11 protein-coding genes and 1 other RNA gene are annotated in these 12,631 nt (G+C 70.6%); 5 read left to right on the top strand and 7 right to left on the bottom strand.

Translation table 11 applies throughout. The annotated features are described in order from the left end of the window. The first annotated feature begins 18 nt into the window (after positions 1-18). Positions 19-519: a kinase inhibitor gene (locus tag JHD63_RS01840; RefSeq protein WP_198968955.1), complete on the top strand. Its 501-nt coding sequence runs from the start codon at positions 19-21 to the stop codon at positions 517-519. A 3-nt stretch (positions 520-522) separates the two neighbouring features. Here the strand turns inward: JHD63_RS01840 and cysK are convergent, their stop codons facing one another. Then, positions 523-1,443: a cysteine synthase A gene (gene cysK, locus JHD63_RS01845; protein WP_198968956.1), complete on the bottom strand. Its 921-nt coding sequence runs from the start codon at positions 1,441-1,443 to the stop codon at positions 523-525. Positions 1,444-1,498: 55 nt separating this feature from the next. Then, positions 1,499-2,395, bottom strand: a complete 897-nt coding sequence (locus tag JHD63_RS01850; RefSeq protein WP_198968957.1) for a DMT family transporter — start codon at positions 2,393-2,395, stop codon at positions 1,499-1,501. Positions 2,396-2,504: 109 nt separating this feature from the next. Between JHD63_RS01850 and JHD63_RS01855 the strand changes: the two genes are divergently transcribed. Further along, positions 2,505-3,287 carry an AraC family transcriptional regulator gene (locus JHD63_RS01855; RefSeq protein ID WP_198968958.1) on the top strand — a complete coding sequence of 261 codons (783 nt, stop codon included), beginning with the start codon at positions 2,505-2,507 and terminating at the stop codon, positions 3,285-3,287. 40 nt (positions 3,288-3,327) lie between these two features. After that, positions 3,328-3,760: RNase P RNA component class A (gene rnpB / locus JHD63_RS01860), an RNA gene on the top strand. 44 nt (positions 3,761-3,804) lie between these two features. On the opposite strand, the gene JHD63_RS01865 is transcribed toward rnpB, so the two are convergent. The 5 genes from JHD63_RS01865 to JHD63_RS01885 form a co-directional block, all read right to left on the bottom strand. Then, on the bottom strand, positions 3,805-6,291 hold the full coding sequence (locus JHD63_RS01865; protein WP_198968959.1) for a TonB-dependent siderophore receptor: 2,487 nt from the start codon (positions 6,289-6,291) through the stop codon (positions 3,805-3,807). A 154-nt stretch (positions 6,292-6,445) separates the two neighbouring features. Then, complete coding sequence (locus JHD63_RS01870; protein ID WP_198968960.1) at positions 6,446-7,768, bottom strand: sigma-70 family RNA polymerase sigma factor; 1,323 nt, start codon at positions 7,766-7,768, stop codon at positions 6,446-6,448. A 95-nt stretch (positions 7,769-7,863) separates the two neighbouring features. Then, positions 7,864-8,607 (bottom strand): pseudouridine synthase, encoded by a 744-nt coding sequence (locus JHD63_RS01875; protein WP_012203381.1) that lies wholly within the window; start codon positions 8,605-8,607, stop codon positions 7,864-7,866. Positions 8,608-8,642: 35 nt separating this feature from the next. Then, positions 8,643-10,295, bottom strand: coding sequence for an MBL fold metallo-hydrolase (locus tag JHD63_RS01880; RefSeq protein ID WP_198968961.1), 1,653 nt, complete (start codon positions 10,293-10,295; stop codon positions 8,643-8,645). Between the two features lie 126 nt (positions 10,296-10,421). Continuing rightward, entirely contained in the window at positions 10,422-10,985 is a 564-nt protein-coding gene (locus JHD63_RS01885; RefSeq protein ID WP_198968962.1) for a DNA-3-methyladenine glycosylase I, read from the bottom strand. A gap of 70 nt (positions 10,986-11,055) precedes the next feature. On the opposite strand from JHD63_RS01885, the gene dapF reads away from it, so the two are divergent. Further along, a complete protein-coding gene (dapF, locus tag JHD63_RS01890; protein WP_198968963.1) occupies positions 11,056-11,931 on the top strand; it encodes a diaminopimelate epimerase in 876 nt (291 codons plus the stop codon). Continuing rightward, complete coding sequence (locus JHD63_RS01895) at positions 11,928-12,629, top strand: DUF484 family protein (protein WP_198968964.1); 702 nt, start codon at positions 11,928-11,930, stop codon at positions 12,627-12,629. Before dapF ends, JHD63_RS01895 begins: the two co-directional genes overlap by 4 nt. Positions 12,630-12,631: the final 2 nt, after the last annotated feature.

Below are 12,631 nucleotides of genomic sequence, written 5' to 3' on the forward strand. Positions count from 1 at the left end.
TTCATCCAGGAGTCCGCAATGGCCGACAGTACCAGCCGCTTCATCCTCACCAGCCCCGCCTTCCAGGACGGCGGCGCCCTGCCCAAGGCCCATGTGCACAGCGCCATGGGCGCGGCGGGCGACAACCGCTCGCCCGCGCTGCAATGGAGCGGCGCGCCCGCCGGCACGCAGAGCTTCGCCGTGACCTGCTACGACCCGGACGCGCCCACCGGTTCCGGCTGGTGGCACTGGGTGGTGCACGGCCTGCCGGCCGACTGCACCGGCCTGCCCGAAGGCGCCGGCAGCGGCGGCGCACTGCCCGCGGGCGCGGTGCAGGGGCGCACCGATTTCGGCAGCGAGGGCTACGGCGGCGCCGCCCCGCCGCCGGGCGACGAGCCGCACCGCTACATCTTCACCGTCTACGCGCTGAAGGTGCCGCGGCTCGACGTACCGGCCGACGCCACGGCGGCCATGGTGGGCTTCAACATCCACTTCGCCAAGCTGGGGCAGGCGTCGATCACGGCCCTGTACGGCCGCTGAGCCTCACGCCGGCAGGAAGCCTTCCACCGACAGGTAGCGCTCGCCGGTGTCGTAGTTGAAGCCCAGCACCACCGCATGGGCCGGCAGCTCGGGAAGCTTCTGCGCGATGGCGGCCAGGGTGGCGCCGGACGAGATGCCGACCAGCAGGCCCTCCTCGCGCGCGCTGCGGCGGGCGTACTCGCGCGCCGGCTCGGCGTCGACCTGGATCACGCCGTCGAGCAGCGCCACGTCCAGGTTCTTCGGGACGAAGCCCGCGCCGATGCCCTGGATCGGGTGCGGCGAAGGCGCGCCGCCCGAAATCACGGGCGAGGCGCTCGGCTCCACCGCAAACACCTGCAGCCGGGGCCACCTGGCCTTGAGCACGCGCGCCACGCCGGTGATGTGGCCGCCGGTGCCCACGCCGGTGATCAGTGCGTCGATGCCCTCGGGGAAGTCGGCCGCGATCTCCTCTGCCGTGGTGCGCACGTGCACCTCGACGTTGGCCGGGTTCTCGAACTGCTGCGGCATCCAGGCGCCGGGCGTGCTGGCCACAATCTCCTGCGCGCGGGCGATCGCGCCCTTCATGCCGTTGGCGCGCGGCGTCAGGTCGAAGCTCGCGCCATAGGCCAGCATCAGCCGGCGGCGCTCCACCGACATGCTGTCGGGCATCACCAGCACCAGCTTGTAGCCCTTGACGGCCGCGACCATGGCCAGGCCGATGCCGGTATTGCCCGAGGTCGGCTCCACGATGGTGCCGCCGGGCTGCAGCGCGCCGCGCCGCTCGGCGTCTTCCACCATCGCCAGCGCGATGCGGTCCTTGATCGAGCCGCCGGGGTTGCCGCGCTCGGACTTGATCCAGACCTGCTGCGGCGCGTCGCCGAACAGGCGGTGGATGCGGATGTGCGGCGTATTGCCGATGGTGTGCAGGACGTTGGTGGCCTTCATGGGTCTCCTTGCGGCGGTGGCTGAACGAAGCCGCCATTGTGGCGGCGTTCGAGGCTCAGGCGCGCGCCGGCAGCCGGGCGCCCAGGGGCGTTCGCCAGCGCTCGGCCAGAAGCACGCCGCCAATGGTCAGCGCGCCGCCCACCGCGTGGTAGGCGGCCAGCGCCTCGCCCAGCGTCAGAGCCGCGATCAGGGCGGTGAACAGCGGCAGCAGGTTGAAGAACAGGCTGGCGCGGCTCGGGCCGATGCGCGCGATGGCATGCATCCACAGCAGCGTGGCGGCCATCGAGGCCAGCACGCTGGCGTAGAGCACCAGCGGCAGGTTGGCCGCGGACAGCCCGGTGCGCGGCGACAGCAGGTACAGCGGCAGCAGCGCGACGATGGCCACCACGATCTGCGCATACAGTAGTTGCAGCGCCGGGATGGCGCGCAGGTCCCATTTCTTGAGCAGGATGGCGTAGGCGGCATAGGCCAGCACGGCCAGAAGCATGAGCGCGTCGCCGGCGCCGGTGCCGCTGGCCACCAGGCTGCGCAGTTGGCCGCCCGAGACCACGATCAGCACCCCCGTGATCGACAGCAGCGCCCCCGCCACGGCGCCTGCGGTCAGGCGCTGGCCCAGCAGCGGGATCGCCAGCGCCAGCACCGCGATCGGGATCAGCGCATTGAGGATGCCCATGTGCGTGGCCGTGGTCAGGTAGGCCGCGTAGTAGGCCAGGCTCTGGCAGGCCACCATGCCGAGCAGCGCCAGCACCACGATCCTGCCGGCGTGCGGGCGTATCGCTGGCCAGTTGCGCAGCACCGGCCGCAGCATGAAGGGGGTGAACAGCAGGCCGGCCACCAGCCAGCGGTAGAAGCTGATTTCAGCGGGGCCGATGCTGCCGGCCGCCATCTTGCTGACGACGGTGTTGCCGGACCAGATGAGAACGGCCAGCAGAGGGAATGCGTATTGCCACATAGCGAACGGGTTGAAAGCCGGCCGCTATCATCCCTCTGTCCGTCCTGATGTTTATAGCTGGATTCGGACATATCGTCCGGCGCGTCGGACGATGAACAGAGGAGCATGCATGGATCCCCTGAGCGTCAAGATCCAGGACCTGGAAGGCGTACCCGGGTCGGTCTATTTCCGCTACGACGAATTCGGCACCGGCAGCCACGCGGCGCCGCACAGCCACGCCTGGGGCCACCTGAACTATGCCGCGCACGGCATGCTGCAGATCGACGCCGAGGGCCAGCGCCTGCTGTCGCCGCCGCAGTACGCGATCTGGATACCGCCGCAGGTGGTGCACAGCTGCTACGTGCCGCACGCCGTCGTCTACCGCTCGGTCTACCTGGCGCCCGAGCTGTGCGCCGATCTGCCGGCAGAACTGTGCACCCTGAAGATCCGGCCCATCATCAAGAGCATCCTGGCCGATTTCACCGAACGCCAGGTGCACGTGCCCGAGGACGCCGCCGACCTGCGCCTGGCCCAGGTGCTGGTCGACCAGCTGGCGCGCTCGCCGGTCGAGCGCTGCTACCTGCCCTTTGCGCACACCCCGGCGCTGGCCGGCGTGCTCACCGCCCTCATGGAGGACCCGGGCGACCGCCGCTCGCTGGCCGACTGGGCGGCCCAGGTCCACACCACCGAGCGCACGCTGGCGCGCCACTGCCAGCGCGAACTGGGCATGTCGCTCGGCGACTGGCGCCAGCGGCTGCGCTTCCTGCGCGCCATCGACGCGCTCGAGGCCGGCCGCCCGGTGCAGGAAATCGCCTTCGACCTCGGCTACGGCACCGCCTCGGCCTTCATCGCCATGTTCCAGCGCCAGGCCGGCAGCACCCCCGAGCAGTACCGGCGCGAGGCCGCCGGCTGACTGGCGTGCCGCCTCGCGTCGCGGCGATAATCCACCCCGTGAAGCCCGCTGGACCGCCGCTGGTGCAAGTGCCGAAAGGCCGCACTGGAGGAACGTCCGGACTGCACAGGGCAGCGTAGCAGCTAACGGCTGTCCACCGTGAGGTGAGGATCAGAGCAACAGAGACGAGTCGGGGACATGTGCCGCCAACTTGGTGTTCTATGGGGTGCCAGCGCAAGCTGGCGACGGCTGGCGCAAGCCAGACGCCCAGGCGAAAGCCTGGGCCCCATAGCCACCCGGGGACGCGGAACGCGTCCCCGGGTGAAACGGGCAATCTCTACGCGCAGCAATACCAAGTAGGCACACGTTGACGGGGCCCCCGGAGTGTGCGGGTAGGTAGCACCGAGCCGGGCGGCGACGCCCGGCCCAGATTAATGGCGGTCACATGCGGGCAACCGCGTGCACAGAATCCGGCTTATCGGCGCGCTTCACACTTTCTTCCATGCCCCGCCACCGGCGGGGCATTTTCATGGGCGGTTCAGAACTGGTATTTGGCCGTCAGCAGCAGCCTGCGCGGCACGCCGAAATAGTTGCCGCCGTTGTTCGTGCCCAGGGTCTCGAAATAGCGGCGGTCGAACAGGTTGCTGATGTTCATCTGCAGGTCCAGCTGCCGGTTCACCCGATAGCCGATGACCAGGTCGGCCACGGCATAGGCGGACTGTCGGATTGCATAGCCTTCGGCGCTGGTCAGCGACTCGGACGTGGTGCGGCTCTGGTAGCGCAGGCCGCCGCCCACGCGCCATGCGCCCAGCTCGCCGCCCAGGTGGTACATGGCCGACAGCTTGAGCTGGTGTCGCGGCGTGTAGCTGGCATAGGGCGCGCCCTTGGCGCCTTCGGTGCTGTCGCTGGCGATCTCGGCCTGGGTGAAGGTATAGCCAAGGCCGGCGTTTAGGCGCGGCAGGATCTCGCCGCTGATGTCCATGTCCAGCCCCTTGCTCTTGACCTTGCCGACGGAGCGGTAGCAATTGGTCTTCACCGTGCAGGAGTTGATGTCCGCGATGGCCTGGGGCAGGTTGTCCTGCGTGGTGTTGAACACGGCAACGGCCAGGTTCACGCGCTCGTCCAGGTAGCTGCCCTTGAGGCCCAGCTCGAAGTTGCGGCCCTCCACCGGCGCCAGCATGCTGCCCGAGACATCCAGAAAATCCTGCGGCCGGAAGATGCTGGTGTAGCTGGCATAGGCCGAGTAGGTCTTGCTGATGTCATAGGTCAGCGCGGCATAGGGCGTGGCATGGGCTTTCTCGCTGAATTCGCGCTCCCGGCTCCAGCTGCCCTGGCGCTGGACGTTGGTGAAGTCGTACCAGTCCAGCCGCGCGCCGGCGATCAGGTTCAGTGGCTCGGCCAGCAGGAAGCGGCCCGTGGCGTAGGCCGAGGTCAGCGTGGTCTTCTGGCGGCGCGTCCACAGGTCTTCGGCCAGCAGGCCGGAGCGGTCCAGCGAGTCGGGGTTCCAGGTATAGGGATCGACGCCATTGGCGATCAGCCATTCCCCCGTGGGCGACAGGTAGCTGTAGCCCTGGTCGCTCCAGCGGATGGTGCGGCGGCTGACGCCGAAGGCCAGGTCATGCTCGCGGCCGAACAGGCGCACGGGGCCCTGGGCCGAGGCATCGAGGCTGAGCTGGCGCTTGTCGTAGTCGTACAGGCCGCCGGCCACGTCGTAGCGCGTGCGGCCCTGGTCGTCCAGGCCGCCCGAGACCAGGTAGGCGCCGTCCAGCGCGGACTTGGCCTGCAGGGCGCGCGCGGCCAGCCTGGCCTTCCAGCCGTTGTCGAAGCGGTGCTCCAGGTCGGCGAACAGGCTGACCTCCTTCTTGTCCCATTTGCTCCAGGAGGGCGAGAAACGCCTGGATCGCGCAATGTCGAGGAAGGAGCCATCGAAGCCCATGGGCACGCCCATCCATTGCGAGCCGGGGTTGTCTTCGTTCACATAGGAGCCGCCCACGCTCAGCGTGGTGTCGCGGCCCAGGTCGAACTCGGCGGTGCCGTACAGCAGCTGGCGGCGGCTGCTGTAGCCATCGATGAAGTGGTCACGCGACTGGGCCGAGGCCACCACACGCCCGCGCGCCGAGCCGTCCTCGTTGAGGGCGCCGCCCACATCGAGCTCGCCCACGGCCTGGTTCCAGCTGCCGCCGCGCAGGGTGACCGAGCGCTGGGTGGTGCGCGGCGCGCGCTTGCGCACGAAGTTGATCGTGCCCGAAGGGTCGCCCACGCCCGTCATCAGGCCCGTGGGGCCGCGCACCACTTCCACGTGGTCGTACATGGCCATGGTGTCGTAGGTGGAGGTGTCGGTTTCATACGAGACGGGCACGCCGTCCTGCAGGAAGGAGCCGATCACGAACCCGCGCGAGAAATAGCGCGCCCGGTCGTCGCTCCAGCGGTTGATGGTGATGCCGGTGGCGCTGTTGGCCACGTCGTCGATGGACAGCATGCCCTGGTCGTCCATCTTCTGGCGGGTGACCACGGTGAGGGACTGGGGCGTCTCGCGGATGGACAGCGGCAGCTTGGTCGAGGTGCTCATCAGCCCCGTGGTGTAGGAGCCCGAGCCCTCGGTGGTCGTGGTCTCGCCCACGGCGGAGACCGTGACTTCGGGCAGGGCCACGGTGCCGGCGGGCTTTTCCACCACCAGCGTGCCCTCGTTCACATGGCCTTCCAGCCCGCTGCCGCGCAGCAGCCGGGCCACGGCGGCGGCGGTGCTCAGGCGCCCTTCCACGGCGGGCGCACGGCGGCCCTGTACCAGTTCGGGCGCGGCCAGCAGCTGCAGGCCAGCCTGGCGGGCCAGTTGGGCCAGTGCCTGGTCCAGCGGCTGGGCGGGAATGTGGAAGTCGGTGCTGGCGGCCGTGGCTGTGGCCGGTGCCGCCTGGGCCAGAGCGGCTGGAGACAGCTGCAGGGCCAGCAGCGCGATGCCCGCGGCAACGGCATGGTGGCGGGCAAGGCTGCAGACAAGGCGGGAAGGCTTGGAGGGGAAGGAAGACATGGAAGGTCCCGTGGCGGATCTGGGCAATGGCGATTCCCGGGCTGCGAATGCGTCGCGTTCCCGGGTCCTCATGCCTATACGAACGGGCGCAGACATTCCCTCACGCCTGGTGCGCATGCGCCGTGCATTCCGGGGCTATGGGCGCATCAGCGCATCAGCTGCGGCGGCGGATGACCAGGGTGCGCCCGGTTCCCGGGCCCTGCTCCTTTTCCTGCACCTCTTCCTGCACGCTGACCGGCAGGGTGCGCGGCAGCATGCGCAGCCAGCCCTGGGCCGCCGCAATGCGCACGCGCCCCAGCACGGGCAGGGCGGCGGCGTCGGGCTCCACGCGCAGGGGCTGCAGGCTGTAGCGCTCCAGGCGGCGGGCGACCTCGGCCAGCGGCGTGTTCTGGAAGTCCAGCCAGCCCTCGCGCCAGGCGGCCACTGCCGCAACGGTTTGCACGGCGGCCGTCTGGCCTGGCGCCAGGCGCAACATCTGTCCTGCACCCAGTTCATGCCGGGCGCCGCTGCCGTCGCGCACCTGCACGCGGCCCGCATCGACGGCGACCAGCACCGCATCGTCCTCCAGCGCCACCTCGAAGCGCGTGCCCAGCACGGTGACCTGTACGTTCGCCGCCTGGACCACGAAAGGCCGTTCCGTGTCGCGCGCCACGGCGAAGAAGGCGCTGCCGGCCAGCAGCCGCACCTGGCGGCGCGTGGCGTAGAAATCCACCTCGGCACGGCTGGCGGCGTCCAGCGTCAGGGTGCTGCCGTCGGGCAGGGGCTGGTTCAGCAGGCGGCCGGTGGCGGTGGCCAGCCGCACCTGATATTGCGGCATCCATTGACGCCAGGCCAGCCAGATCGCCGGGCTGCCGACACCCAGGCCCGCCATCCCCAGCAGGGTGGACAGGGCGCGGCGGCGGCCCGTGCGTGGTGCGGGTGCTGCGGTGTCTCCGCGCCAGCGGCGCAGCGAGGCTTCCACGCTGTCCATGGCACGCATGACCTCGCGTTCCACGGTTTTGACCGAGACGCCGTGGCGCTCGGCCAGCTCGGCATGCGAGGCGCCCTCGATGCGGTCGGCCAGGAAGATGTCGCGGCAGCGCGCCGGCAGCTGCGCCAGGGCTCCTTCGACCCCGGCCAGGGCCTGGCGGTAGGAGTGGGTGTCGGCCACATCGGGGCTGAGGGGGGAGGGCGGCTCGCCTTCCCTCGCGCTGGTGTCGAAGCGCTCGGCCGTGCGCTGGCCATGGCGCAGGTGGTCGATGGCGATGTTCTCCACCACCGCGTAGAGATAGGCGCGGCTGGCGCCTGGCGGACTGTCCGGCGCGGCGGGCGCATCGCTTTCGCCGCGCTGGCGTTCGGCCAGGCGTATCCAGGCGTCATGCACCAGGTCACGCGCGGCCTGCGGGCCGGCGCGGCGCGCCACGAAGCGCACCAGCTCGTGGTAGCTGTCCTGGAAGGTGCTCAGCAGGGAAGAAGAGAAAGAGGCGGGCGCGGGCATGCGGGAGGCCCGAAGGCAGCACGGGAATCCCGCATTCTATGAAATGATTCTCATTTTCCAAATGCGCTGCCCGCCGCGCACCCGGCAATGCCGGCCTAGAACCGCTCCCAGGGCATCAGGTAGCGCCACTGGCCTTCGGGCACCTTGGCCAGAGAGAGGCGGCCTATGCGCAGGCGGCGCAGGCTGACCACGCGCAGGCCCACTTCGGTGCACATGGCGTCGATCTCGTCGGGCGCGATGCCCTTGAGCGCAAAGCGCAGGTGGTTCTCGTTCTGCCAGCTCACGCGGCAGGGCGGCAGCTGGCGCTTGCCGATCGGCAGGCCGGCCTTCATCAGCTCCAGGCCGTCCTCGTGGATCTGGCCCTCGACGCCGACGATGCATTCCTGCTCCAGCCACATGCCTTCCTCGCCCAGCTTGCGCGCCACGCGCTTGTCCTGGGTGTAGACGATGAGGCCGCTGGCCGGCAGCGGCAGGGGCAGGAAGGATTCCAGGTTCTTGAAGTGCTGGGCCAGCACCAGCAGCGGCATGGGCGTGTCCACCTGGGCCATGCTGGCTTCGCCCAGCAGGGAGTGGGCGCTGCGCACCCGGCCATAGGGCCGGCCCTGGGTGTAGCCCGCAGGCTTGTTCATCAACAGGGTGACGGGCGGCACGGCCTCGGGCTGGGCGCCGCTGCGCAGCGTGACCTGCTGCTCGGGGCGCACGCGCGTCTCGGGCAGTTGCACAACCTTGCCGTCCACCTGGACGTTGCCGGCGGTGATATGCAGTTCAGCCTCGCGGCGCGAGCATTGTTCCTGCTCGGCCAGGCGCTTGGCCAGGCGAACGCTTTCAGACTCAGACATGCGCGCAGCTTAACCAGATACCAGGCACCCGCTGGTCATTGCCGGCCACACAACGCACGGATGCGCTCCACATGGGCCAGCAGAGAGCGCTCGGCAATCGGCCACAACTGCGGCGGGGTGTCGTCATAGGCCAGCCTCACCCAGTCCTGTACGCTGCCGTCGGGCTGTCTTTGCATGGCGGCCAGCACCTTGGCCTCGCGCGACAGCCGGTGGGCCTTGAGCTTGGCGATCGCCTGGCGCGCAAAGCCCAGCACATAGCCATGGGCCGGCAGGATGAAGCGCGCATCGTGCGCGGCGCACAGCGCGTCGAGCCTGTCCAGCGAATCGATGTAGTCGCGCATGTTGCCGTCAGGCGGATCGATGATGGTGGTGCTGCCATTGAGGATGTGGTCGCCGCTGAACAGCAGGGCGTCTTCCTCCAGCACAAAGCACACATGGTTGGCCGCATGGCCGGGCGTGAACACGGCCTGCAGGGTGTGGGTGGTGCCGCCTTGCGCATCCTGCAGCACGATGCGCTGGCCGTCGGTCAGTGCGTAGTCGGGCGTGAAGCGGCTGGCCGGCCGGGCCGTGGGCGCCGAGGGCAGGCCGCCAATGGCGGGCCTGGGCTTGCCGGCCTGTACCGCCAGCGCCTGCAGCAGCGCGGCGCCCGGCGAGTGGTCGGCATGGGAATGCGTGCACAGGATGTGGCGTATGTCGCCGCCCGCCGCATCGAACAGGCGCTGCACATGGGCGGCATCGGCCGGGCCGGGGTCGATGGCGGCGTAGCCCGTGGCGGCATCGCCCACCAGGTAGCTGTTGGTGCCCGGGCCGGTCATGTGGCCGGGGTTGGGCGCGGTCAGGCGCAGCAGGTGCCTGAGCAGCGGCACGGGGCGCTCGTGCTGCCAGCCCAGCTCGTGCACGATCTGCCCGTCGGGGCAGACCAGCGCCAGTTCGCCGTAGGGCGGGTCGCTCTCCATGTAGCGCGCTTCCTTGCCGTGCAGCAGGCCGGCGCGCGGGCAGCTGGTCCACAGCGGCTGCTCGTTGGCGCAGGCGGCCAGCACCGCGTCCACGCTGGCGTAGCCGGCCAGGCGCTGCAGGGTGCGGATGGTCGGGAAGATCATGAAGAAGCCGCCCGCCGCGTGCCGCGCCAGCGCATCTGCCGGGCGCACCCAGACCGGCTCGAACTGCTCGGCCTCGTCGGCCACGGGCTGCTGGCCGTCGGGCATGCGCGCGACCAGGAAGGGCACGTCGAAGCGGCGCGCCAGGTCGCGGTCCGTGACCCAGTGAGCCAGCACGTAGACGGTGTCGGCCGCGAGCACTAGGCCGGCGGCCTCGCATTGCGGCGCGAACGGCGCCTGGCGGTCGAGCGCGGCGATGTCGGCGGCGCCGGCCGGCCGGCCGTCGCGGCGGCGCGCGAGCAGCACGCCCAGCTCCTCGAAGCTCTCGCGGATCGCGGCGATCGCCTGGGTCAGGCGCAGCTCGTCCTGCGTGTCGCGGCGCGCGGCCAGCGCGTGGCACTGGGCGTCGGCCGGGTCGATGCCGCCGCCGGGGAACACATAGGCCCCGGGCGCGAAGCTGGCGCTGGCCGAGCGGCGCGTCATCAGCACTTCCACGCCCTGCGGCGTGTCGCGCAGCAGCAGCACGGTGGCGGCGGGGCGGGTGGGGGCGGGGGCGCGCGGGGGGTGCAGGAGCTGGGTGGAGCGGACCATGGGGAGATTGTGCAGCGGCTGGCGGGCGAGTCGCGGCCTGCATCGCCGGCACGGCGCGATTACTACAAGAAAGATAGCTGAAAGCCAAGGTGCTATATGGGCTGCAGGTGCTTTTGATGGCGAATTTCATCGCCGATGGCGAAAACAGTCCTCGGTATGGTCATCGACGATCCCGCACGCCTGCATCCACGCATAGACGATCACCGGCCCCACGAACTTGAAGCCGCGCCGCTTGAGCGCATGCGAAATGGTGTTGGACAGCAGCGTCTGCGCCGGCACCTCGCTGGCGTCGCGGCGCGGTTCGCGGATCGGCGCGCCGCCGGCCAGCGCCCAGACGAAGGGGGCGAAGTCCTCGCCCGCATCCCGCATGGCCAAGTAGGCGCGCGCGTTGCCGATGGTGGCGGCGATCTTGGCGCGCGAGCGCACGATGCCGGGGTCGGCCAGCAGGCGCTCCACGTCGTCCGGGCCGAAGCGCGCGACCGCCTCGGGGTCGAAGCCGGCGAAGGCGGCGCGCAAGGCCTCGCGCTTGTGCAGGATGGTGCGCCACGACAGGCCGGCCTGGAAGCCGTCGAGCATCAGCTTTTCCCACAGGCGGCGGCTGTCGTGCTCGGGCACGCCCCATTCCTCGTCGTGGTAGGCGGCCAGCAGCGGGTCGTGCCGGGCCCAGGCGCAGCGTGCAGGCGTGCTCATAGCGATGTCTCCTTTGTGATGGCGTGTGACGATAGCGCATGGCCGCGGGCGGGCGCGGATAATCCCGCCCATGCAGATTCGCTTCACCAAGATGCAGGGCGCCGGCAACGATTTCGTGGTGCTCGACGAGACCGCCGGCCTGCTCGGCCTCACGCCGGCGCAGTACCGTTTCCTGGCGGACCGCCACTTCGGCGTGGGCGCCGACCAGGTCCTGAGCGTGCGGCGCGCGCCTTCGCCGGAGGTCGATTTCGAGTACGTGATCCACAACGCCGACGGCGGCGAGGTGGAGCAGTGCGGCAACGGCGCGCGCTGCTTCGTGCGCTTCGTGCGCGAGCAGGGCCTGACCACCAAGGACACGGTGCGCGTGCAGACGCTCGCCGGCGTGATCGCGCCGCGCATGGACGCCGACGGCCGCGTCACCGTCGACATGGGGCCGCCGGTGTTCGAGCCCGCGCGCGTGCCCTTCGACCCCGCGGGCTGCACCCCGCACCCCGCGGGCGCGTGGGAAACCTGGCCGCTGGCCCTGGGCGCCGAGGCCGACGACGCCATCGTGCTGGTGGCCGTGCTGTCCATGGGCAACCCGCACGCGGTGCGGCTGGTGGACGACGTGGACACCGCGCCGGTCGCCGAGCAGGGCCCGCTGATCGAGCACCATCCGCGCTTTCCGCGGCGCGTGAACGCCGGCTTCCTGCAGATCGTCGGCCGCGGCCGCGTGCGCCTGCGCGTGCACGAGCGCGGCGCGGGCGAGACGCTGGCCTGCGGCACCGGCGCCTGCGCGGCGGTGGTCGCGGGCATCCGCATGGGCCTGCTGGACGCGCGCGTGGACGTCGAAACCCGCGGCGGCATGCTCACCATCGCCTGGGCCGGCGGCGATGCTCCCGTCGCCATGACCGGCCCCGCCACAACCGTCTTCCAAGGCCAGATCGAGATCCCGGACACCCTATGACCACCCTGCCCCAGGCCACCGTGCCGCCCATCACCGAAGACGACATCGCCAACTACCTGGCCAACTCCCCCGACTTCTTCGAGCGCCATGCCGAGGTGCTGGCCTCGGTGCAGCTCACCAGCCCGCACGGCCAGCGCGCCGTGAGTCTGCAGGAGCGCCAGGCCGAGATGCTGCGCGAGAAGATCAAGGCGCTGGAGCAGCGCGTCATGGAGATGGTGCGCAACGGCAACGAGAACACCCTTATCGCCGACCGCCTGCAGCGCTGGGCGGTGCAACTGGCCGGCACGCGCGAGGCGGCGGAGCTGCCCGCGCGCATGGTGGCCGAGGCGCAGGAGCAGTTCCTGGTGCCGCAGGCGGCGATCCGCCTGTGGGACCTGGCGCCGCAGTACGCGGGCGCCGACTTCACCCAGGGCGTGGACGCCGACACCCGCAGCTTCGCCGCCTCGCTGGGCGCGCCCTATTGCGGGCCGAACCGCGGCTTCGATTCGGTGCGCTGGCTGGCCGAGCCGGCGCGCGCCGCCTCGCTGGCCCTGCTGCCGCTGCGCCAGGGCCCGGCCGCCGCCGGCGGGCCGGTGTTCGGGCTGCTGGTACTGGCCTCGGCCGACGCCAGCCGCTTCGAGACCCACATGGGCACGGATTTCCTGGAGCGCATGGCCGAACTCGCCGGCGCTGCCCTGGGGCGCCTGCGCGCCGCCTGAGC

This window comes from Xylophilus sp. ASV27 (assembly GCF_016428875.1).
Taxonomy (GTDB): domain Bacteria; phylum Pseudomonadota; class Gammaproteobacteria; order Burkholderiales; family Burkholderiaceae_C; genus Xylophilus.

Coding starts and splice junctions, on each gene's coding strand:
- JHD63_RS01865 (WP_198968959.1), bottom strand. CDS start 6,291: ATGTCTTCCTTCCCCTCCAAGCCTTCCCGCCTTGTCTGCAGCCTTGCC.
- JHD63_RS01840 (WP_198968955.1), top strand. CDS start 19: ATGGCCGACAGTACCAGCCGCTTCATCCTCACCAGCCCCGCCTTCCAG.
- JHD63_RS01855 (WP_198968958.1), top strand. CDS start 2,505: ATGGATCCCCTGAGCGTCAAGATCCAGGACCTGGAAGGCGTACCCGGG.
- JHD63_RS01880 (WP_198968961.1), bottom strand. CDS start 10,295: ATGGTCCGCTCCACCCAGCTCCTGCACCCCCCGCGCGCCCCCGCCCCC.
- JHD63_RS01895 (WP_198968964.1), top strand. CDS start 11,928: ATGACCACCCTGCCCCAGGCCACCGTGCCGCCCATCACCGAAGACGAC.
- JHD63_RS01875 (WP_012203381.1), bottom strand. CDS start 8,607: ATGTCTGAGTCTGAAAGCGTTCGCCTGGCCAAGCGCCTGGCCGAGCAG.
- cysK (WP_198968956.1), bottom strand. CDS start 1,443: ATGAAGGCCACCAACGTCCTGCACACCATCGGCAATACGCCGCACATC.
- JHD63_RS01885 (WP_198968962.1), bottom strand. CDS start 10,985: ATGAGCACGCCTGCACGCTGCGCCTGGGCCCGGCACGACCCGCTGCTG.
- dapF (WP_198968963.1), top strand. CDS start 11,056: ATGCAGATTCGCTTCACCAAGATGCAGGGCGCCGGCAACGATTTCGTG.
- JHD63_RS01850 (WP_198968957.1), bottom strand. CDS start 2,395: ATGTGGCAATACGCATTCCCTCTGCTGGCCGTTCTCATCTGGTCCGGC.
- JHD63_RS01870 (WP_198968960.1), bottom strand. CDS start 7,768: ATGCCCGCGCCCGCCTCTTTCTCTTCTTCCCTGCTGAGCACCTTCCAG.